This is a genomic window from Bacillus thuringiensis (assembly GCF_001455345.1).
GTDB lineage: Bacteria > Bacillota > Bacilli > Bacillales > Bacillaceae_G > Bacillus_A > Bacillus_A thuringiensis_N.
Genome location: NZ_CP013274.1, coordinates 1619037 through 1639582, shown reverse-complemented (window position 1 = coordinate 1639582; position 20546 = coordinate 1619037). Strand labels below are relative to the sequence as shown.

Genomic DNA, 20546 nt, shown 5'->3' with positions numbered 1-20546 from the left:
AATTAAAAAACTTCTAATAAACTATTTATTTCTATAGATTTTTTCTATAGTTAAAATAAAAAAGGAGGCAACTCATAATGAATCTCTTAAAATTAGAAATTGTAGTGCTTATTAAGAAATATAAAAAACTTACGATAGTTGCAGAAAAACTTGGTGTTAAACAACCTACTATTACATTCCATATAAAAAGCTTAGAAGAGGAACTCGGTGTGCCTTTATTTGAATTACGTTCTGGAAGATATTTCTTAACAGAGGCTGGTGAGGCACTGCATCACTATGCTTGTAAAATAGATGCACTTATGAAAGAAGCTAGGCGGGTCACGCAAGAGTTTAAAGATTTTAATAAAGGTGCTATAACAATTGGCGCTAGTTATGTACCAGCGACATATCTTTTACCAGAAATTGTTCATCAATTTCAATGTGAATTTCCAAATATAAAAATAACACTCATGGTAAAAACAGCTCCTGAAATTCGAACGATGCTACAAAATCATGAAATTGATCTCGGTGTAATTTCAGCAGCACCGTTTGATGAATCACTTTTAAAACAGACGAATGTAATGCCTGATACACTTGTTCTTGCTTTCTCCAAAGAACATCATTTTTCAAAAAAAGAAAATGTATCATTACAAGATATCAAAAAGGAACGTATATTACTGCATCGTAATCCATCTACAACGAGAGATTTACTTACAAAATGGATGTTAGCTCATAACATTACATTCCAATCAGAAATTGAATTAGATTCATTAGAAACGATGAAACAAATTTTAAAATACGGTAATGGAGTTGCCTTTATTTCTAAACTCGCTATTGAACAAGAAGTACAACGAAATGAACTACGCTACATACCCATCCCTGGATTTGAATTTCAACGTAACATTTATACGATTCATCATGAGGACAGATGGAATTCTAAAATTATTTCTTTTTTACTACAGAGCATCACTTCTTATACAGCAAAAAATTAAAAGGCTGTCGTTATACACGACAGCCTTTTAAACTATTACTCTATTTATTTTTCTTTGCTTCAATTTTTTCTTGTGCCTCTTCAGCCTTATCTAATGCTTCTGAAACTTTCTTCTCTTTTTCTTTTACATCGTCTATACTATCTACTGCTTTAATGAGTTTATCAATTCCTTCTTCTTCTACTTTTCTACGCTTGGCTACTCTTTCATTCACTTTCTCTTCTACATCTTTTGCTTTTTGAAGCATATTCTCTGCATTTGATGTTACAGCTGTTTCAAGTGCATCGTCTTTTTTCTTTTGTAACACTTCATTTGCAATGTCTTTCGCTTCTAAATACTTACCGTCTTTTAATGCTGTTGCTCCGTGATCCATTCTCTCTGCAACTTCTTTATATGATTTCGCTTCATTTCCTGATTTCTCTTTTTCTGCTTTTTCAAACCACATCGTTGCATCACTATACTTTTCATCTTTCAATGATTGCATACCTGTTTCAATATATGTGTCATAATTGCTACATCCAGCCATTACGACTAATAGAAAAAGCATAACAAAACTTAATTTTTTCATGATGTTTTCTCCTTTTCTTTGCCTGCTCACTATACTGTAACATACATGAAAAAGAGTTTCAAAAACTAAAATACTAATTTGGTCATTTTTATAATGATGCGTCAAATTTTTATTATTTTCTTATTTTTAAGCCGATACATCTACTTGTTTTTTCGCCATATGTTGCTTTACTCCAACTAATACAACTAACAATAGCCCTCCGCCTATTGTCATCATAACAATGCTAGTTGGTAACATATCTAATAATAATCCATATACAATCATACCGAGTGGTGCGATTGCAGTCGCAATTGTTTCAAGTAGACCAAACACACGCCCTAAGTAGCTCGGATCTGTCGTTTTTTGCATATGTACTTGCATCGGGATGTTTACAATCATAATTGCTATACCAGTTAACATCATGAAAGCAATATAGTAAATAAAACTTGCTACTTTTGGAATGATAACTAACAACGGAAAGACTGTACATAAACTTAAACCCGCAAATAAAAACAGTCCAGTATAAATAGAACGAAACGGATTATTCACTTCTTTACGCACTGATAAAGCAATCGCACCCATTAGCATCCCGACTGCTAACATCCCTTCTACAGTACCGAGTTGCTTTGAAGATAAATGCAATGTATGGACGATAATGTATGGAAGTGCAACGGTTAGCCCACACGCAAAAAAATTTACCCACAATGCTATTTTCATTAAACCATATATTTCATGTTGTCGTTTTACATATGAAAAACCTTCTTTTATACTCGTCAAGAAATGCTCTTTACTCTCAGCCACTTCTTTTTTGTATAAATCAAATACAATAAATAATTGCAAAATAACTGCTAAAAAGAACGTTACGCTATTTAACAAAAAGAACGACTTAATTGAAAAGAAACCAAATACAACTCCACCAATAATCGGCCCTAAAATATTTGATAAAGAAGCTGCCGTTTGATTTAAAGCACTCGCTTTTTGAATACGCCCCTCATCCACTAAACTCGGAATAGACGACGTTAATGCAACAGAATAAAAACTTGCACAAATTGATAATAATGCTGCTGAAATATAAATAAAAAGAAGTGATGGTCCAAATATAGCAGCAAGAATAAACATAATAAGCATCGTTAAACTACTTAATAAATCAGTTCCAATGACAAGCCACTTTCGATTCACACGGTCAGCTACAGCACCTGCAATTGGACCACAGATCATCCTTGGAAGTGATCCGCAAACGAGCGTAATTGCAAATCCCATTCCTGAACCAGTTGTCTTTAGTACGTATAACCCCATTGCAAACGTATAAATACCCGCCCCTAACAAAGACGTCATCTTTCCAATCATCATTAAAATGATATTTCTCGTTGCAATCTTCATTCTTGAATCAGCTTGACCTATACTTACATCTTCCATTATGACACTCTCCCCTTAAAAGTTAAATTGTGTTAAACTTATTATATAATCAACTTTCCAATTATTACAACAAAAAGTTAAATTGTATTTAACTTTTTTTAATTATAAAGGAGCTACAATATGGCAACTCTCGGAGAAAAAATTAAGGCATTGCGAAAAGAAAAAAAGCTTACTCAAACAGCACTGGCAGGTTCCGAATTGACAAAAAGCATGCTTAGTCAAATTGAAAATGGAAAAGCTACACCTTCTATGAAAACATTACAATATATTGCAGAAAAACTTGAATGTGAAACGAGTTTTTTATTAGAAGAAGATGATGTAGAAATTGTAGCACTCATTCAAAAAATGGAGCCATTAATAAAAGCAAATAAATGCGATGAAGTATATGAGACTTTACTACCTATCGTTCAAAAAGAACTACCTCTTACTTTAAATACAGCACGTTTATATAAACAGTTCATAACTGGAGCGGCTATTATGAACGATTATAATATTGAATATTACGTTGAAAAAGCTGTTTCTATATTTGAAAAATATACTTTGTATCGCGAAAGTACTGAAACGAAACTACTGTTTTACTATATGCTCTACAAACGGAAAAAATATAAAGAATGTTTACAGTTGATTACCAGAATTCGCGATGAATATAAAACGAAGAATTTAGAAATGGATCTTATTACACATATACAATTATATTTAAAAGAAGCAATTATTTTACTCGCATATGGTAATTATGAAAAATGTGAAAAAGTTATTTTAGATGCACTTGCATTTTCAAAAAAACATCAAGTGTATTATAAAACAGATGAATTTTACCGTATTTTATCTTATCAAAAAATCATTACAACTAATAAAGAAAGATATTTATATTACATAAAAAAATCTGAGCAATTTGCCATTTTTACAGAAGATACTTTATCTGCTGCAAATATAGATATATTAAAAGCTTATTACTATAACACCGTTACGAATGAATATACAATTGCATTAGCACATTTAGAACAATTCCGAGAAAAACTAAAAGATATACCAATTTTTCAAGACGATGGACTGTATTATCTTGAAAAAGGAAAATCTCTGTATGGTTTAAAACATTACAAGGAAGCTTTAGAAGTATTAGATCGTGCTATCATACCGGATTATATGAGTCATCCACTTGATCAATCGTGGTTATTAACAGCTGGATCTTATCGTGCCCTTTGCTATATAGAACTTCAAGATAAAAAATCTGCCTTGAAAGAAGCAAAAGAAGCAGTTCAAGCGATAGATAGCTATCCTGATTCCATCTTCTCTTCATTTATTAAAGAAACGTTACAAATAATACAAAAACTTTAAAAATGTCTCGAAATGGTATATTATTCCTCCTTTTTTGCAAAGATAATAATGATGGGAGGAATATAAATGAATATACAACGTGCAAAAGAGCTTTCCGAGTCATCTGAAGAAGCCAATGTCAGTTTTCAAGGCATGCCTGTTATGATTCAACACGTCGATGAAAGCAACGAAACCGCCCGCATATATGAAGTAACAAATCCAAAACGCGAATTAACTGTTCCAGTTAATAGCTTAGAGGAAATATAAAAAATACCACTTCGACTTTTGAAGTGGTATTTTTCTTACTTTCATATAAATTCTCTATACCTCTTGTTTTACAACAACTGAAAAATAAGAATCTTCTACTTCTTTTCTCTTTTTAACCTGCTAAAATACAAACTATGAATGAATTATTCGCACTATATATTAAGGAGGAAAAATAATGGCATCTAATTTAGAAAAAAACAAGTCTTATTATGCAGTTATATTCACTTCCCATTTATCAAATGATACGACAGATTATAGTAGCGTTGCCGACAAAATGGAGGAACTCGCAAAGCAGCAATCTGGATTTCTAGGTGTAGAAAGTGCACGCGGTAATTCGGGACTCGGAATCACAATTTCTTATTGGGAATCACTTGAGGCAATTGAAAATTGGAAACGGAACGCCTTACATAAAGAAGCGAAAAAAAGAGGTCGTGAGCAATGGTATGAAAACTTCCACCTACGTATCTGCCTTGTTGAGCAAGAATTTAAGTTTCATAGAGGTACTTTATAACTATGAAGAAAAAATTAGCTCTCGTTATTGTTCATGAAATATATGGTGTGAACGACCATATGCATCACGTTACCCACCACTTCACTTCATCTCATATAGATGTATTCTGTCCTAATCTTCTACAATCACAACACGCATTTCATTATCGTGATGAGGAAAAAGCATATGAACATTTTGTAAATCATATTGGATTTGATGATGGGAAACACCAAATTGAAGAATTCATCCATACTCTTTCAAGTAATTATACACATATTGGACTTATCGGCTTTAGCGTTGGAGCTACCATCTCATGGCTATGTAGTAACAATTCGAAAATAGATTTTATTATCGGATGTTACGGCTCTCGTATACGCGACTATATTCACATGAAGCCTACATGCGCTACCTTACTTATATTCCCTGAAAAAGAAGCTAGTTTTTCAGTATCCTCTTTAATCCAAACATTGCAGCAACAAAAGAATCCTTTATTAGAAATACAACAACTACACGGTGAACATGGTTTTCTAAATCCGTATACTGAAAAATATAACGTGCACTCTACAAAACAAGCATACAATTTAATAGATTCGTTTCTTGTAAAAACACTCTTATAAAGGAGAGTTAAATGACGCTTACATTACTCTTACTTATTTTCATATTCATTGCCTTTTTCTCAGCGCTAACTATTATTTTAGCAACTGTAAAAAAGGGGGAGTTTTCCAAACGTCCCTACTTACAATCTATTATCGTTTACATTTTATTTTTTACAAATTGGATTTTATATTTAACATCTTTTTATACGTTACTCCCTGAGAAAATTAGCGAGTTTCTATTCCTGCCCATTTGGTTTTTCCTTTGTATTTTAGGTTTTATCACTTTCTGGCGCGAATGGAGAAACAATCGTGTGTTCTCCATATGTATCGGTTTTCTTTCCTTTATTAGTTTTTTATTTGGGCTGTTTTTTTTACTTCTTTCGGGGATGTAGCTATGAAATGGGAGTAAAGACCTAATTACTTTCTTCCATTAACAGCTTTGACCTGAACTTGGTATAATATCAAGTTTGGGTCTTTTAATTTCCTCTTAATCTTTATGTGATTATTACATCCATGGTGCTAAAGAACTGTCCGGCCTCTTCATTCTCCTCAATATAATTTTGAAGTCGTATAATCATACCGATTCTAATTAATTTTCTAATTATTTTTAACAATTAAACTCTCTTCTTTTAAACAAATTGAAACTATATGGCATTTTCTTAATAATCGTAAAACCAATGTAAAAAATTATTAATCTTTATACTTTATTATTTACGTGTTCAATTAAATAGATTATTCTCTTTATTGAGAAGGCCTCTCAATAATAAATTAATAGGGGAGAAACATATGAAAACAAAAATTTTTTCTATTATCACTGCTTTAACCTTACTAACATGTTTCGCTATACCAACATTAGCAGCATCTAGTAGTTACAGTTTTGAAATGGATCACCGAGTGGTAGATGGTAGTAAAAACAAACAATTTCACACACTTTCTAAAGGTAGTGTATATATCAATGGGAGTGCATATGTATATTCTACTGATGGAGGAGCTGTGGGGCCTTACGATGTAAATTATACTCTATATAGATCTGCATGGGGTTCGGATCCTAGTTATGGAACTGTTAATGGTGGCATAAATAGATCTTTCTCTGGTGCATATAATGTTGATAAAAATTCAAATGAATACTACTTATTTATTTGGAAAACAAATGACGATGGACAAAATATACGAGGGAATGGGAAAATATCTAATTAAAATATTACCACTAAACTATGATGTCTATTATTAGACATCATAGTTTAAATATAAAAATATGAGGGTTTTACACATGCTAATTGACTTTGATGGTTTTATTCTTATTGGAGCGTTTATTATGTTGTTATTTTTACTTCTCTTTTTTAAGTTACACCTAAAAAAGAGAAGCATGTACTTACTATTTTTTTCAATATTTTATTTGTATCTTTGTGTAGTATTTAATTATACCCAATTCCCAATTATTATAGATGAAAATATGAAAAAAGAAATTGGACAAAATGTATGGAGAGATGCTAATTTTATACCATTTAACACGGACCATTTTGCTATAACAACATCAATACTTAATATACTACTAACAATTCCTTTTGGCTTTGGTTTTCCTTATATAAAAAAGACGAATTTTAAACAGGTTGTTTTATTAGGAATTGTATTAGGAGTCTTATTAGAAACTTTACAACTTTTATCAGCACTTTATGCCGGATTCACTTTTCGATATGTCGATATAAACGATGTAATATTTAATTGTATGGGTGTAATTTTAGGATACGGTATATCAAAGGGTTTTACCCTTGTGTATAGAGCATTTATACACAAGTTTGATATTAAATTGAATTCCTTTTTAAGATATATTTATGAAACGAACGACCGTTCTATATAATTTGGTCTTTAAAATTAGTACAAACACACGTATTTACGAACTGCGGACAAAAATGGATGTTCCAAAAATAGTTACTCAGCTATCTTTGGAACATCTCTCAATCTTTTTATATTGTATTATACATGGAATTATAAAATTTAGGCATAAGCAGTATACACCCAAATAGTAAAAAAGGAAGAAAAGCCAACATTCAACTTTTCTTCCTTCTATTTTTACCTTTAGATTTCACTGTCACTGATTCACAAGGTGAGTAATAAATTTGAGGTGTCGCCTTATCAACAAACATCATAAACGTAATGAAGCCGATAATAAAGAAAATAAACAACGTTAACAAAATTGCTCCTATCGTTAAAAGTATCATAACACCACCCCTATATTTTTCATGTTATTACACCTTTCGCTATTATATGAGCGTAATCCTTTTTAGAAAAAGAAACGTAACAAAATAATCACAATCACTCCTGTTAATACTGTACCTAATAAACTACGAGTATATATCGCTACAAGAAATGTTGGAATTGCTGCAATCAAGTAATCCCACTGCATCGTCTCATGCATAAATAATACTTGTGCTAAAAGTGCTGCCAATATCGCAATTGGTATGTAATTTAACCATTTTAAACCCCATTCTGGAATTTGTAGCTTGCTAAATACGAGTAGAGGTAAAATACGTGGCACGAGTGTAACAGCTCCTGCTGCTAGTAAAAGTAATATTACGTCTAATCTCATTTCCATTTTTCAATCACCACTCCAATCGTCGCAGCTAGTAAGGTTGCGATAATAACCGCTATACTATCTGGCATAAATAAGTGTGAAACGTACGCAATTATAATCGCTACAATTGCAACAATAAGATGAATTGCTAGTTTCGGTTTACTACTTATGAGCTGAAGTACAAATAACCCGATAAACATTGCTGGTAATGCATAATCCATGCCGTACGTATGCGGATCTGGTATCCACTCACCAAACAGCCCGCCGATAATAGTAGCAAGAATCCAGTTTAAATAAGCCGTTACATTTAGCCCAATCATCCATCTTTCGCCTAAATATCCTTTTTGCGCTGCATGCTGTACTGCAACACCGAACGTTTCATCTGTAATTTGCGAACCAATTAGTAAGTTTTTAAATAGAGGCAGTTTCGTAAAGTACGGCGCAAGTGCAGCACTCATAAGAAGGTGGCGCAAGTTAACAAAAAATACAGTGAAAATAATTGCGGAAGCAGGAGCACCAGCTGCGTACATACCAGCTAATATAAATTGGGCAGAACCTGCATAAATTAAAGTGGACATAAACGCAATTTCAATGATGGAGAAACCTGCTGTTTTTGCAATTACACCAGCTGCTATACCGATACTTAAATAACCAAATACAGTTGGTAAACAATCTTTTACTCCTTGCTGAAATGTATCATCGCTTTGCAAAGCTACATGTGCCTGAGCTTTACTCATCCTTATCATCCTCCATTCCTTTTAAAGTTCGTTTTCCTGTTACGACATGAACTAAATCTATATTTTCACGCCACAACGTATCTAACTTATCAGCTCCAAATTCCTTCGTAATTTCTTCAACCATAATATCGTGTCGCACATACTCTGTAGCAACGAGAACTAGAGCTGGGTCATACGTTGTAACAGCCCATGAAGTGCTATCATTTGAGAAGTTCGCAATTAATACTTCTTCCCCGTCACGCGCGATTACAGTTAAATGACCACCCATTCTCTTTTCAACAACGTGAGGCGTCATATAATTATGGTGAAACGTCGCGCCTATTTTTGTTTTGGGAGCACCAAATAAGATTGAAAATATATGTACACCTTCCTCTTCCTTTTGATGAATGTATGGCTCAATTTCATGCACTTGATCTTCCCATACAGAAATCCATAACTCTTCCTTCGCTCTATTAATTATATTGCATATTTCTTTCAAAACACGATCATTTGAGCGAATATGCGAAATTACATCTATTTGTCGCTCTTGTTCTAAACCATTTAATTTCTCATCTAAAAATTCAAAGGACTTTTCAAAGTCTTTTCGCATTCGATTCATTAATTCGGTAGCTGGTACTGGTACATATTTAACTGGTTCAGAAGGTACAATATGTACCGCTCCTTTATCCATTAACTTACCGAGCACCTCATAAATCATCGAACGAGGTACCCCTGTTTGTTTACTCACTTCATAACCAGTTACTGGGGAATGTTTTAATAGGCCAATATACGCTTTACACTCGTACTGGGAAAAACCTAACTTTTGTAATTCCTTTATAATTTCATCCATCGGTAACCCCTCACAATCTAAATCGCTCTAACTTCAAAACGACGATTTTGCTTCCCTTTACTTTTTACTTTATCAATAACAAGTGTTCCTATTTCACTCGTATTTTTCACATGTGTGCCTCCACAAGCTTGTTCGTCTAAATTTTCAATTGTAACAATACGGATTTCTTGGATAGTAGTTGGCAGGAGGTTTATTGCTGTTTTAATCATTCCTACAGCATTTTCTGCTTCTTCGCGGCTCATATAACGAGTAGAAATTTCTTTATTTTGTTCAATAAGTTTATTCACTTCCTTAACAATTCCTTCTACTTCCACGCTCGATAACTCTTGTAACTCATTAAAATCGATACGTGCTTTGTCAGGATAAATTTGATTTCCAGTGCATAGAGCTCCATACTTTTCATAAACGACAGCTCCGATAAGATGCAGTAAAGAATGATGACGCATTAAATTATGACGTCTTTCCCAATTAATCTCTAATTTAACAGGACCTAATTTTACTTGTGCTCCATCTTTTATATAGTGAACTATTCCTCCCTGCTCCTTTTTTACTTTTTCAACTTCAAATACAGACCCATCTTGTACAATGACACCCGTATCACATTCCTGCCCCCCACCAGTTGGATAAAAAACTGTTTCTTTTACAAATACTTTATTCCCTTCTACTTTTATCACTTGTGTTTCACAACTCGTTTTGTATGCATCTTCTAAATATAATGCCTTTGTCATACTCTCACCTCTTTAGTAGTTATAGTTATACCTACTAATATAAAAAAGAAGCTCCACGAAGTCAATTGATAATTCTGAAATTTAAGATTAATAAGAGACTCCTTTATTAGGAGTCTCTTATCTCAATATTTCATTGGCTTCTTTTTCATAAATTTTATCAAATGAAGTCATAACGCGTTGTGACGCTGAAATCATTTTTTGATCCGTCATAAGATCAGCCATCTCTTTCGTCATATCTACATTTGAATTTTCTAGCATATAATTTTTTACTGTCCCTACTCCGTTCGGTAAATCAGCAATGTTCCCTTCTGCTAGAGTAAAGCTTTTGTTCTCTCTTTGTACAAGACGATTATTCGCTTCTGCACCTACTGTTTTTGTTTGCAGGCGAGCAATATTATTTTGCGTCACTGCATCATATAACGTACCGTCTGCTTGTACCGCTACCTTTGCTCCTTCTGGAATACGAATACGTTCATTATTCTCTCCCATTACGAAAGCACCTGAAGTTGTTTGCAAATAACGATCACTATTTAATATAAAACTACCGTCTCTCGTTAAAAACGTCTCATTATTTTTAGATGTAACGAAAAACGAAGCTGTGCCAGCAGTTCCATCATCTAAAAGGAAATCTGTAGCACTATTTGTCATTTGTATATTTCCTTGTACTAAGTTCACATGCGTCGCAGCTGGTACTACAGCATAATCGACCGAACCGATATTTGTCACAGCACCATCTCCGCGGCGATATGTGTCTTGTACATCAAATACTTTAGAAGTCATATTTTCTGCTTTAAATCCTGTCGTTTGAGCATTAGCAACGTTATTCGAATGAACATTAATACGCTGCATGTAATTCATCATCCCCATAGAACCTATATAAAGACCGTTCATACTCGTTTGAATAAGGCAGTTGCCTTATCCTTCACCTCTTTTCTATGATGTTTGCAACATTTGTTTCGCTAAATGTTCCGCTGTAGCGATATGTATGTTTTTCTTTACGTCTTGTCCGTCTGTCATTAATACAATGGGAGCTGATGATACTGCTGGAATTTTCAATAATTCACCACTACTTGCTGTTTCATCAAATTTCGTAAATACGATACCATCAATATGAATATCTTTAAAGTTTGTAATGATTTCGATCATGTCTTTACTTTTCATCGAAGCCGATAACGTTAAACAAATATAATCTGGCTCTACTTGTCCCATCGTTTCAATCATTTCTTCCACAGTTTCTGACGCACGATAATTTTTCCCAGCTGTATCAATTAAAATATAATCGACGCGAGCTTCTTCTTTAAAATACGTAAGCGCTCTTGTCATTGCAGCTTCATCACGTACAGCGATTACTTCAAATCCAATTGTCTTTACGTAATCTTGCAGCTGCTGCACTGTCCCAATTCGTGAATGGTCTGTCGTAATAAAACCAACCGTTTTTTTCTTACCGTGAAACTGCCATGCCATTTTCGCAAGTGTCGTCGTTTTTCCAACACCAGTTGGACCGATTAATGCAATTGTTTGTACTTCTTTTTCAAATACGTTTTCCGTGTTGAAATGAGATCTCATATCTTCCAATATATATTCGATCACTTCTTCTTCTGTAATCATCGTTGCATTCTCAAACTTCACTTTTAACTTTTCAGCATATGCATGAATGAAGTATTGTTCTACATCGTTTTGCTCTAGCATACGAATTACTTTTTGAATAATAAATGGTACAGATTCTTGCTTTTCTTTTTTTACAACTACTTCTTCTTTCTTGACAGGAACGACTTTCTTCACAGGTTTTTTCTTTTTCGTTACTTTCGTTTCTTCCGTCTGTTTCACAACGACGATTCCTTTTTCAAACAACTTTAATAGTTTCTCTTTCTTTCTTGCCCATTCTTCACTATTTCCTGTTTGCATCGCCGAATATGACATAGGGGTCGTCACGTTTTCTAAATTGTGCAGTACCGTTTGAATTCCATTCGCCTTCATAATTTGTTCTGAATGGTCATTCACAACATCCATTAATTGTTCATGAAATTGGGCTGCGCCTTCGTTCACTTCTTCCTGTTCATCCTCTGGAAAAGCAACTAACATTTCATAATTCTTTTTCCAAAAAAACGGGATATTTCGTTTTACACTTTCATCGACAACGTAATAATAATCTGTACCATATTGGTCAAATAACTTTCGATACAATTCATTTTTCGAAGCTGCTTTTATTCGCATTAACGCTTCTTTCTTTTCTGTACTTTCCATTACTTCACCCCCTACTATTCAATATAGGCAATTTGATCTACAACAATTTCTGGTGCTAATTCGCTAATACAAAGCACTTGTGCTTCTACTTGATAACGCTCAAGAAGTCTTACAATCGCAAATCTGAAATCTTTTCTACGCGTTAATAACACTGGCTCTCTTCCCATTAAACGAGCTTGTTTAAAGACACGCTGTACTTGCTCAACAACACGTGTTTCTAAATCTAAATCCCAGTTTAATAAGTAACCTTGATAAGAATTGTTCACAACGTCCGCATCTAACTCGATTGAATCAGAGAAAAGCGCTGCATAAATTTTACCGTCAGGATTTTTCGCATTTTCACAAATAACTTTTGAAATACATTCACGGACGAATGACGTAACACCGTCAACATGATTTTGATAAATTTCTTTTCCATCAATAATACCTTCGATAATGGTTGGTAAATCGCGAATAGAAATACCTTCTTTTAGCAGTTGTTTAATAACATTTTGAACGAGTGATAAATCGATTTCTTTCTTCTTAATTTCTTCTAATAAAACGCCATTATCATTTTCAAGTGAGTTAATTAAGTCTTTTACATGTTGACGCTGAATTAACTCATGAAGATTACGTCTAACGACAACATCTAAATGCGTAATTAATATGCTAAGTGGCTCTAATACTTGATAGCCTTTCATTTGTGCATCTTGTACCATATGCTCTAAAATCCAATATCCATCTTCACCGAAAATCGGATCTTTCGCTGGTTCTGCATCTAAATCGGCCATTACATTCGGTGTTTTCAGTGCTAATAAGTAACCTGATTTTAAAACACCTTCAGCTGCCTTCGCACCTTTAATACGAATAATGTAACGTCCGCGTGGTCTAAAACTCGTATTATCTTTAAAGTTAATTCCAGGAACGTTAATACCAAGGTCGGTAATAATCGACTTCCTCATCAGAACAACTTTATCACGAGCTGTTTCCCCGTTAATTTTCTGCTTTACAAGTGCAGCTAAATCTAAGCCGAGTTCTACAATAATTGGATATTTATCTGTAAATACTCCGAATGAATCTTCCACTTGTTGCAGTTGCTCATCTTCGCCTTGAATCATTTCTATTTCTTTTTGAAGCTCGTCTTCTTTTTCTTTCTTTATTCGGTTTTTATTACGAATTCCTAAGAAGATAATTGTTCCACCAACGAGTGCGAATGGTAGAAATGGTAGTGGCGTAAATATACCCATTGCGATAAATAAACCACCAAGTGCATATACAACAACTTCATGCGCTAATAACTCTTTAAAGATACCTTCTGTTACTGTATCCGGTGAACCATCAAATACACGCGTTACGATAATACCTGTTGAAATCGCAAGCATAAGCGATCCAATTTGGTTTACGATTCCATCACCAACAGTTAACTGTGTATAGTGAATAGCTGCTTCAGCAAAACTCATGCCCTGCTGCATCATGCCGACAATTAAACCGAAAATAATGTTTACGAATAAAATAACGATACCGAAAATAACGTCCCCTTTAATGAACTTCCCAGCACCATCCATCGCCCCGTAAAACTCTGTTTCCATATTTAATTTTTTTCGTTTTGCCTGTGCATCTTTTTCTGAAATAATGCGCTGATTTAAATCAGCATCGATAGACATTTGTTTCCCTGGTAAAGAATCAAGTGTAAAACGTGCTGCAACTTCAGCTGTACGAGATGCACCGTTTGCAACGATAAACTGGAATATGATTAATACTGTAAAAATAACGATACCAATTAATAAGTTCCCGCCAATTACGAACTGGCCGAACTCTTCAATAACATGACCGGCATTTCCGTCTGTCAAAATCGCTCGCGTCGTCGATACGTTAATCGACACGCGGAAAATCCCGATTAATAACAACATCGTTGGAAATGACTTTAATTCATCCCACTCGTTAATACTTGTCGCTCGCATATAAATAAGCACTGACATACTTAGTAGAAAAACGATAATGATATCAAGTATAAATGGTGGAAGTGGAATTAAGAGCGCCACTACGAATGACGCTGCTAAAAAGATAGAAAAATAGGTTCTTGCAGAATCTATCTTAAACAAAGAGATCTCCTCCAAACGCGCTATTATACTTCAAGTTCATTCGTTTGAATTAAATAGCGCATAACTTCAATTACAGCTACGTATAAATCTTCTGGAATCGTCTCATCTTCCTCGACTTGATAATATAAAGAACGAGCAAGCGGACGGTTTTCCACCATTGGTATTTCTTGTTCACGGGCAAGCGTTCGTATATATAATGCGAGCTCATCTTCCCCTTTTGCAACGACAATTGGTGCTGCATCAACGTGTTTATTGTACCGAAGTACGACCGAAATATGAGTCGGGTTGTTTACAATAAACGTTGCACCATCCATCTTCTTAGCAATTGTTCCTTGCAATATGGCGTGCATAAAGTTTTTTCGTTTCCCCTTTACTTGCGGGTCCCCTTCATTATCTTTATGCTCTTGTTTTACTTCTTCTTTTTTCATCTTAATATCTTGTTCGTACTCCCACTTTTGATAAATGAAATCAATAATAGAAAGAACAATTAATATAATTAAAATAGCTAAGAAGATAAATTTAATTTGCCTAATGATTTCAGTAAGTGACGCAGTCCAGTTAAATCCAATCATACTCACGATTTTCTCTAAATTCTTTTTAAAGAGAACGTAAGCAACGTAACCGATTAATCCCATATAAAACAGTGATTTCAAAATATCTACTAAACTTTTACGACTAAACAATCTCGTAAAATAGTTTTTTGGATTAATACGCGATGCTTTCGGCTTAATAACTTTAGAAGAAAATAAGAAACCAACTTGAATCATATAATTGAATAAATGAAAAGCGTATACGAGTATTAATATCGGAGCTGATACTTTTAGTAGTAAAATCCCCATTAAATAAAAATACTCGGTCGAATCTGTATTTTTTCCAATTTGATCAAACAGCACCGATACAGAATTGGCAATCTCAAACCCTAGCCAATCTCCGAAAAAGTAAACGACAACTGCTAATACAAGAATGGAAAATAAATTATTTAAATCTTTACTCCGGGCAATATTCCCTTCTTCACGCGATTTCTTACGCTTCTGCGGGGTGGCCTTTTCTGTTTTATTATCCTTTGCCATGCGCGTCCCCCTACTTCGTTAAGAAAAAGTTAAATAGTTTCGTATATTCCTCAAGCAATACGTCCGTCATATTTTTAAACACATAACCGAGCATCGGTACACTCATCGCAATAAACAAAATACCACACGTAATTTTAATAACGTATGCATTCATAAAAACGTTTAATTGCGGAGCGTTTTTTGCGATTAAAATTAAAACAAAGTTAATGATGAACAAACTTCCCATGAGCGGAAGAGCAATTTCAACCGCTGATGTGATCGCAAATAATAACGTTGCGAGTAGACTATCTAGAAAACTAGTCGTCAGCAATTTTGAAATCGCCTCTGTATATTGAAACGACTTTAAAATCGTGGCAACGAAATAATTAATACCGCCAAGTGAAATAAAAATAATGAGAAAAAATATATCAAAAATAGTTGATAGTAAAGTAGACTGTGAACCTGCATTTACATCAAACAAACTTGCTTGTGATAAACCGATATCAAAGTCTAAAATATGCCCAGCCATTTTCGGTATATTCCACAGCATTTCTACAATTTTTGAAAGTGATAATCCAATTACAATTTGCGTACCAGCATAAGCTGCAACGTCCCAAACTGTCTTTATGTGCGAGACATCCACTTGATCGGCAACTGTAATCGAAAGAGCAAGTCCAAATGTAACCTTCGCCATTGCTGGAATGGATCGACCTGAGAAAAACGGTAAAAAATATAAAAATGAAGTAATGCGGCAAAACGCAAAAAACGTCGCCGCCCATAATTCCATATTCATTTCAGTCCACCTATCTTAATACGAACGCAATAGCGATGGAATTTTATCAAATAAATCTAAAATAAGTGTCGTTAATTCTTGAAACATCCACGGACCTAAAATGATAATAACGAGTACAATACTCGCCATTTTCGGTAAAAACGTCAGCGTTTGTTCTTGAATTTGCATCATCGCCATAATGACAGCGATGATAATAACGACAATCATACTAACGCCGGCAACCGGCATTAAAATCATAACCCCTTTATAAAAAAAGGTTTGAAAAATATCTATAATTGGTGACGTATTCATTTATATGACTCCTATCACATAGCATCAAACGCTTCAGGCGACCGTTTTAAACATAATGTCGACGATTTTTGTATATCCACCTAAATATACGAAAACGAGTATTTTAAATGGTAAACTTAAAATCATCGGCGGTACCATCATCATCCCGAGGTACATTAACAGTGTACTAATAATCAAATCTATAAATACAAACGCTAAATAAATGAACATCCCTGTTAACAATCCCTTTTGAATTTGCGTTAACGTAAAGGATGGTACGAGCGTAAATAAGGATAGATCCTTTAAATCTTTCGGCAACTCTTCTCCGCGCACTTTCAGCATCATTTTTAAATCATGCTTATACGTATGCTTTGACATATACTCTTTCATAATCGGCGCTGTTGTTTCCGCAGCTTGACTTACTGTTATTTTCTCTTTTGTCATCGGATCCCACACATCGCTCTTTAGCTGCCCAAGAACAGGCTGCATCGTAAAGAGTGATAAAAATAAGGCAAGTCCAACAAGTACTTGGTTCGGTGGTAAATTCATTACCCCAAGTCCTTGACGTGTAATCCCAAGAACGATCATAAAATAAGTAAAATGTGTAAATAATAGAACGATAGATGAAGATAATGATAAAAGGGTAACGAGCGCAAATAACTGTACACTTGAGTTACTCGTAAACTCTTTTCCATTTTCGAAATTAATAAAACCGTTTTGGGCTGCATACGCTGGATTTACAAAAATAATTGAAAAAACGATAGAAAATACGAAAATAACGGCTAATAATGATAACTGTTTCTTTATTCTCATGATGGATCCTCTACTTTTTTCGTTTCACTCTTCACCGCGTCTTCTAGCGCTTGTTGAAACTGATTTCCTGTTCCTGTTAATTGCACAGACTGTACACCGTTATTACTAATAACAGTGAACACTTGTTTGCCATCTACTTCAAATAAAAAGGCGCTCGTTTGATGATTTAAATACACACCGTCTTTCACTTGAATATGGCCATTTTCACCTTGTTTAAAAAACTGCTGCTTGCGCGTCTTTTTCGTCATATAATATGCACCGTAGCCGAGCGCACCAAACAGTAAAACGACTTGAAATAAGGTCGTCATATACGACATATGACTCCTCCTCTACTCTTTATCTTGCATTTGACTTTGCGCTTTCATAAGCGCAGCTTGCTTCTTGTCAGCTTCAATTTCAGAAATAATAATACCGAACTTCTCGTCCATTACGATCGCTTCCCCGATGCCGACTTTCATATTACTTAAATATACATCTACTTTATGTCCTAAGTTTTTCTCTACTTCAAGAACATCGCCAACTTTTAATTGCTTCACGTCACCAAGCGTAATAGATGCCTTTCCAAGCTTTACACCAAGTTCAATCGAAATATCTGAAACAGTATCAATATGTGCTTTACTTGCTTCATTTCGCTTTCCTGCAAAATCTTCTAATCCCATTAATGACACAGGAGATACTTCATGCTTCATATGGATCCTCCTACTCTACAAAACTTTTAAATAAGAGCGCCTTACGCGTTCCATCTTTTCCAATAAAACAATTAAATTTATGCTTTCCATCTACATAACCAAGTAATTCATCCGAAACTTTCGTATGGAGCGGAATAATATCGCCTTCTTCAATTTGTTCAATCTCGCCCATTGTCATCTTCTGCTCACCAATTGCAACGTGAACAGGTTTGTACACTTGATTTACTTTCACTTCCACTTCAGACGTATACTTCTTACGTTTATCTGAAGAATGTTCAACAATATTTTCAGATGTTAACTTATCCATAATTTCTTCAACAGATAAGAACGGAATTCCGATGCGCACCGTCGTATTCCAAAACTCTGTTTTCATATTTACATTCAATAATGAAATAATATCGCTTGCTGTCGTAATCTTTAATGCATTCGGGTCTGTCTCCGTCGTTACAAATTTTGGTTCAATCGCAACAACGCTTTCAAATGATTGCTCTAAATTTTTACAAAGGAGCATAAAAATATTATCCAGTGTTAAAAACTCAAATGCGGTAAGTGGTCTGCGCATCGTAAAGTTACGCTTACTATCTCCGCCAAGCCAACATTCATGAATATAAATAACGAACGCTAAATCAATTTCAATGACAATTTCTCCAAGCTCTGGAAGGCCAAGATCAATAACGCAATATAAATAGTAATCTTTCGGCATTTTCTCCACATACTCACTCGTAAATGGAACTTGCTCAACCGTTGAAGGCTCTAGCTCAATCGGAATACGCATACGCGCTGACAACGTCTGTGACGTCTGTTTACCAAATGTAGAAGCAATTGCTTGCAAGCTACGTAAATGCTCAACACCGAACTTCTCCGGTCTATTAAAATCATACTCTTGAAATTTCTCTTGCTTTCCTGCTTCTTGTGCGAAAGCTGGCATTTCCTCGCCTTCATTTACCGCCTTCAGCAGGGCATCAATTTGCTCTTGGCTTAATTTTTCGCCACTCATGACAATCCCCTTCCCTACCTTTTCAATTCAACGATTTCAACGTACATCTTCCCGTTTTTCGTCAAAATCTTTCCGGTTCCAATCTCTTCGTTCTCAAGCATAAGACGCACCGTATTTTTCGTTGAATTTTCAAGACGATACAATGTACCTTTCGTAATATGAAGCAAATCTTCAATTTTCTTTTTCGTATTTCCGATTTCAAAATAAATTGTTAACGGAATATCATCTTGTAATTTCAAATCTAGCCAACTCCCATATCATGTTCACGAAAATTTCATGTTCTCTCTATATATGAAACTTCTTATTTTGAAACGTCGATATTTAATATTTTTTTAATATATCCTTGCGTTTCTTTAAATGGTGGTACGCCTCCGTACTTTCTCACATTACCAGGACCTGCATTATAAGATGCAAGCGCTAATACGAGATCGCCGTTATTTTTCTTTAAATAACCGCTTAACTCTTTCACGCCGCCTTCAATACTTTCAGCTGGTGAAAATGGATTTTTTATACCCATCTCTTTCACATTCGCTGGCATAAGCTGCATAAGACCCTTCGCACCTGCATGTGACACCGTTTTCGGATTAAAATCAGATTCTACTTCAATCATTTTTTGAATTAACGTTTTCGGAATTCCGTATGTACGACTAGTGCGATCTATAATATCCTCATACTTCCCTTCATTAGAAGAACGTATTTTTTGAATATTATACTTCTTCGTTAATCCCCACGTATCAGCAGCCTCATTTTTCGTTTCTGGGAAACGTCGTTCAAACTCTTTTTGTGCGACTTGCACTTCATCTACGTTCTTCGTTTCAGGCTTACTCGCTTCCTCTACGTTATTAATAGATTGTTCCGGTTTATTTACGACCGTTTCTATTTTCGTAGATTGTACCGGCTGACTCATATTCTCTACACTTACCGGCTGCGTAGTACCCTTCGTCTCCTTCGCAGGTTCACTCTGCAACTTCTCTTGAAAACGACTACTAACGAATGCTTGTGGACTACTTAGCTTTTGCTGAATTTGTCCTTTCTTATATGCAAGCACTTCTTTTACTATATTTCCAACTAACATAATATCACCTTTTCGGTAAACAAAGATAATCTAATATTAGAGTTTTTTTTTAAAGTTTGCAATAATCCTTT

27 protein-coding genes are annotated in these 20546 nt (G+C 34.6%); 8 read left to right on the top strand and 19 right to left on the bottom strand.

The window, feature by feature from the left end; translation table 11 throughout:
- Positions 1–77: 77 nt before the first annotated feature.
- A complete protein-coding gene (locus ATN06_RS08775; RefSeq protein WP_060630304.1) occupies positions 78–971 on the top strand; it encodes a LysR family transcriptional regulator in 894 nt (297 codons plus the stop codon).
- Positions 972–1011: 40 nt separating this feature from the next.
- On the opposite strand, the gene ATN06_RS08770 is transcribed toward ATN06_RS08775, so the two are convergent.
- Both ATN06_RS08770 and ATN06_RS08765 read right to left on the bottom strand, forming a co-directional pair.
- The gene (locus ATN06_RS08770) at positions 1012–1536 is read right to left on the bottom strand and encodes a COG3014 family protein (protein WP_060630303.1); all 525 of its coding nucleotides are present in this window, start codon (positions 1534–1536) and stop codon (positions 1012–1014) included.
- 126 nt (positions 1537–1662) lie between these two features.
- A complete protein-coding gene (locus ATN06_RS08765) occupies positions 1663–2931 on the bottom strand; it encodes an MFS transporter (protein ID WP_060630302.1) in 1269 nt (422 codons plus the stop codon).
- Positions 2932–3051: 120 nt separating this feature from the next.
- Between ATN06_RS08765 and ATN06_RS08760 the strand changes: the two genes are divergently transcribed.
- From ATN06_RS08760 to ATN06_RS08730, 7 genes are all read left to right on the top strand, one after another.
- Entirely contained in the window at positions 3052–4266 is a 1215-nt protein-coding gene (locus ATN06_RS08760) for a helix-turn-helix domain-containing protein (protein WP_060630301.1), read from the top strand.
- Between the two features lie 66 nt (positions 4267–4332).
- Entirely contained in the window at positions 4333–4512 is a 180-nt protein-coding gene (locus ATN06_RS08755; RefSeq protein WP_001025736.1) for an H-type small acid-soluble spore protein, read from the top strand.
- A gap of 175 nt (positions 4513–4687) precedes the next feature.
- Positions 4688–5023: an antibiotic biosynthesis monooxygenase family protein gene (locus tag ATN06_RS08750; RefSeq protein ID WP_060630300.1), complete on the top strand. Its 336-nt coding sequence runs from the start codon at positions 4688–4690 to the stop codon at positions 5021–5023.
- A gap of 2 nt (positions 5024–5025) precedes the next feature.
- A complete protein-coding gene (locus ATN06_RS08745; protein WP_060630299.1) occupies positions 5026–5619 on the top strand; it encodes a dienelactone hydrolase family protein in 594 nt (197 codons plus the stop codon).
- Between the two features lie 11 nt (positions 5620–5630).
- Positions 5631–5990, top strand: a complete 360-nt coding sequence (locus tag ATN06_RS08740) for a hypothetical protein (protein WP_060630298.1) — start codon at positions 5631–5633, stop codon at positions 5988–5990.
- A gap of 394 nt (positions 5991–6384) precedes the next feature.
- Positions 6385–6795 (top strand): hypothetical protein, encoded by a 411-nt coding sequence (locus ATN06_RS08735; protein WP_060630297.1) that lies wholly within the window; start codon positions 6385–6387, stop codon positions 6793–6795.
- A gap of 73 nt (positions 6796–6868) precedes the next feature.
- Positions 6869–7456: a VanZ family protein gene (locus ATN06_RS08730; RefSeq protein ID WP_000904025.1), complete on the top strand. Its 588-nt coding sequence runs from the start codon at positions 6869–6871 to the stop codon at positions 7454–7456.
- Between the two features lie 190 nt (positions 7457–7646).
- Here ATN06_RS08730 and ATN06_RS08725 read toward each other — a convergent pair whose 3' ends face one another.
- From ATN06_RS08725 to ATN06_RS08645, 17 genes are all read right to left on the bottom strand, one after another.
- On the bottom strand, positions 7647–7817 hold the full coding sequence (locus tag ATN06_RS08725) for a DUF3951 domain-containing protein (RefSeq protein ID WP_060630296.1): 171 nt from the start codon (positions 7815–7817) through the stop codon (positions 7647–7649).
- Between the two features lie 62 nt (positions 7818–7879).
- Entirely contained in the window at positions 7880–8191 is a 312-nt protein-coding gene (locus ATN06_RS08720; protein ID WP_048527176.1) for an AzlD domain-containing protein, read from the bottom strand.
- Positions 8182–8907, bottom strand: coding sequence for an AzlC family ABC transporter permease (locus ATN06_RS08715; RefSeq protein ID WP_060630295.1), 726 nt, complete (start codon positions 8905–8907; stop codon positions 8182–8184). Before ATN06_RS08715 ends, ATN06_RS08720 begins: the two co-directional genes overlap by 10 nt.
- A complete protein-coding gene (locus tag ATN06_RS08710) occupies positions 8900–9736 on the bottom strand; it encodes a TrmB family transcriptional regulator (RefSeq protein WP_060630294.1) in 837 nt (278 codons plus the stop codon). Before ATN06_RS08710 ends, ATN06_RS08715 begins: the two co-directional genes overlap by 8 nt.
- A gap of 17 nt (positions 9737–9753) precedes the next feature.
- Positions 9754–10464, bottom strand: a complete 711-nt coding sequence (locus ATN06_RS08705; protein WP_060630293.1) for an alanyl-tRNA editing protein — start codon at positions 10462–10464, stop codon at positions 9754–9756.
- 117 nt (positions 10465–10581) lie between these two features.
- Positions 10582–11355, bottom strand: coding sequence for a flagellar basal-body rod protein FlgG (locus tag ATN06_RS08700; RefSeq protein ID WP_088115983.1), 774 nt, complete (start codon positions 11353–11355; stop codon positions 10582–10584).
- A 42-nt stretch (positions 11356–11397) separates the two neighbouring features.
- Positions 11398–12708: a flagellar biosynthesis GTPase FlhF gene (gene flhF, locus ATN06_RS08695; RefSeq protein WP_060630292.1), complete on the bottom strand. Its 1311-nt coding sequence runs from the start codon at positions 12706–12708 to the stop codon at positions 11398–11400.
- Positions 12709–12722: 14 nt separating this feature from the next.
- Positions 12723–14789, bottom strand: a complete 2067-nt coding sequence (gene flhA / locus ATN06_RS08690; RefSeq protein WP_060630291.1) for a flagellar biosynthesis protein FlhA — start codon at positions 14787–14789, stop codon at positions 12723–12725.
- A gap of 23 nt (positions 14790–14812) precedes the next feature.
- Positions 14813–15859: a flagellar type III secretion system protein FlhB gene (flhB, locus tag ATN06_RS08685; RefSeq protein WP_001971997.1), complete on the bottom strand. Its 1047-nt coding sequence runs from the start codon at positions 15857–15859 to the stop codon at positions 14813–14815.
- A gap of 10 nt (positions 15860–15869) precedes the next feature.
- Positions 15870–16631: a flagellar biosynthetic protein FliR gene (locus tag ATN06_RS08680; protein WP_001055697.1), complete on the bottom strand. Its 762-nt coding sequence runs from the start codon at positions 16629–16631 to the stop codon at positions 15870–15872.
- 15 nt (positions 16632–16646) lie between these two features.
- Positions 16647–16922, bottom strand: coding sequence for a flagellar biosynthetic protein FliQ (locus ATN06_RS08675; RefSeq protein WP_001098085.1), 276 nt, complete (start codon positions 16920–16922; stop codon positions 16647–16649).
- A gap of 33 nt (positions 16923–16955) precedes the next feature.
- A complete protein-coding gene (locus ATN06_RS08670; RefSeq protein WP_001220586.1) occupies positions 16956–17714 on the bottom strand; it encodes a flagellar type III secretion system pore protein FliP in 759 nt (252 codons plus the stop codon).
- On the bottom strand, positions 17711–18031 hold the full coding sequence (locus ATN06_RS08665) for a hypothetical protein (protein ID WP_000121176.1): 321 nt from the start codon (positions 18029–18031) through the stop codon (positions 17711–17713). Before ATN06_RS08665 ends, ATN06_RS08670 begins: the two co-directional genes overlap by 4 nt.
- 12 nt (positions 18032–18043) lie before the next feature.
- On the bottom strand, positions 18044–18403 hold the full coding sequence (fliN, locus tag ATN06_RS08660; RefSeq protein WP_000680012.1) for a flagellar motor switch protein FliN: 360 nt from the start codon (positions 18401–18403) through the stop codon (positions 18044–18046).
- Positions 18404–18413: 10 nt separating this feature from the next.
- Positions 18414–19400, bottom strand: a complete 987-nt coding sequence (gene fliM / locus ATN06_RS08655; protein ID WP_000012368.1) for a flagellar motor switch protein FliM — start codon at positions 19398–19400, stop codon at positions 18414–18416.
- Between the two features lie 14 nt (positions 19401–19414).
- Positions 19415–19639, bottom strand: a complete 225-nt coding sequence (locus ATN06_RS08650; RefSeq protein ID WP_000775712.1) for a flagellar motor switch protein FliN — start codon at positions 19637–19639, stop codon at positions 19415–19417.
- A gap of 62 nt (positions 19640–19701) precedes the next feature.
- Positions 19702–20475, bottom strand: a complete 774-nt coding sequence (locus ATN06_RS08645; protein ID WP_060630290.1) for a lytic transglycosylase domain-containing protein — start codon at positions 20473–20475, stop codon at positions 19702–19704.
- Between the last annotated feature and the right edge of the window lie 71 nt (positions 20476–20546).

Bases quoted from the DNA above. Each gene is read 5' to 3' on its own strand.
- ATN06_RS08775 (WP_060630304.1), top strand. From the start codon at position 78: ATGAATCTCTTAAAATTAGAAATTGTAGTGCTTATTAAGAAATATAAA.
- ATN06_RS08770 (WP_060630303.1), bottom strand. From the start codon at position 1,536: ATGAAAAAATTAAGTTTTGTTATGCTTTTTCTATTAGTCGTAATGGCT.
- ATN06_RS08765 (WP_060630302.1), bottom strand. From the start codon at position 2,931: ATGGAAGATGTAAGTATAGGTCAAGCTGATTCAAGAATGAAGATTGCA.
- ATN06_RS08760 (WP_060630301.1), top strand. From the start codon at position 3,052: ATGGCAACTCTCGGAGAAAAAATTAAGGCATTGCGAAAAGAAAAAAAG.
- ATN06_RS08755 (WP_001025736.1), top strand. From the start codon at position 4,333: ATGAATATACAACGTGCAAAAGAGCTTTCCGAGTCATCTGAAGAAGCC.
- ATN06_RS08750 (WP_060630300.1), top strand. From the start codon at position 4,688: ATGGCATCTAATTTAGAAAAAAACAAGTCTTATTATGCAGTTATATTC.
- ATN06_RS08745 (WP_060630299.1), top strand. From the start codon at position 5,026: ATGAAGAAAAAATTAGCTCTCGTTATTGTTCATGAAATATATGGTGTG.
- ATN06_RS08740 (WP_060630298.1), top strand. From the start codon at position 5,631: ATGACGCTTACATTACTCTTACTTATTTTCATATTCATTGCCTTTTTC.
- ATN06_RS08735 (WP_060630297.1), top strand. From the start codon at position 6,385: ATGAAAACAAAAATTTTTTCTATTATCACTGCTTTAACCTTACTAACA.
- ATN06_RS08730 (WP_000904025.1), top strand. From the start codon at position 6,869: ATGCTAATTGACTTTGATGGTTTTATTCTTATTGGAGCGTTTATTATG.
- ATN06_RS08725 (WP_060630296.1), bottom strand. From the start codon at position 7,817: ATGATACTTTTAACGATAGGAGCAATTTTGTTAACGTTGTTTATTTTC.
- ATN06_RS08720 (WP_048527176.1), bottom strand. From the start codon at position 8,191: ATGGAAATGAGATTAGACGTAATATTACTTTTACTAGCAGCAGGAGCT.
- ATN06_RS08715 (WP_060630295.1), bottom strand. From the start codon at position 8,907: ATGAGTAAAGCTCAGGCACATGTAGCTTTGCAAAGCGATGATACATTT.
- ATN06_RS08710 (WP_060630294.1), bottom strand. From the start codon at position 9,736: ATGGATGAAATTATAAAGGAATTACAAAAGTTAGGTTTTTCCCAGTAC.
- ATN06_RS08705 (WP_060630293.1), bottom strand. From the start codon at position 10,464: ATGACAAAGGCATTATATTTAGAAGATGCATACAAAACGAGTTGTGAA.
- ATN06_RS08700 (WP_088115983.1), bottom strand. From the start codon at position 11,355: ATGAACGGTCTTTATATAGGTTCTATGGGGATGATGAATTACATGCAG.
- flhF (WP_060630292.1), bottom strand. From the start codon at position 12,708: ATGGAAAGTACAGAAAAGAAAGAAGCGTTAATGCGAATAAAAGCAGCT.
- flhB (WP_001971997.1), bottom strand. From the start codon at position 15,859: ATGGCAAAGGATAATAAAACAGAAAAGGCCACCCCGCAGAAGCGTAAG.
- ATN06_RS08680 (WP_001055697.1), bottom strand. From the start codon at position 16,631: ATGAATATGGAATTATGGGCGGCGACGTTTTTTGCGTTTTGCCGCATT.
- ATN06_RS08675 (WP_001098085.1), bottom strand. From the start codon at position 16,922: ATGAATACGTCACCAATTATAGATATTTTTCAAACCTTTTTTTATAAA.
- ATN06_RS08670 (WP_001220586.1), bottom strand. From the start codon at position 17,714: ATGAGAATAAAGAAACAGTTATCATTATTAGCCGTTATTTTCGTATTT.
- ATN06_RS08665 (WP_000121176.1), bottom strand. From the start codon at position 18,031: ATGTCGTATATGACGACCTTATTTCAAGTCGTTTTACTGTTTGGTGCG.
- fliN (WP_000680012.1), bottom strand. From the start codon at position 18,403: ATGAAGCATGAAGTATCTCCTGTGTCATTAATGGGATTAGAAGATTTT.
- fliM (WP_000012368.1), bottom strand. From the start codon at position 19,400: ATGAGTGGCGAAAAATTAAGCCAAGAGCAAATTGATGCCCTGCTGAAG.
- ATN06_RS08645 (WP_060630290.1), bottom strand. From the start codon at position 20,475: ATGTTAGTTGGAAATATAGTAAAAGAAGTGCTTGCATATAAGAAAGGA.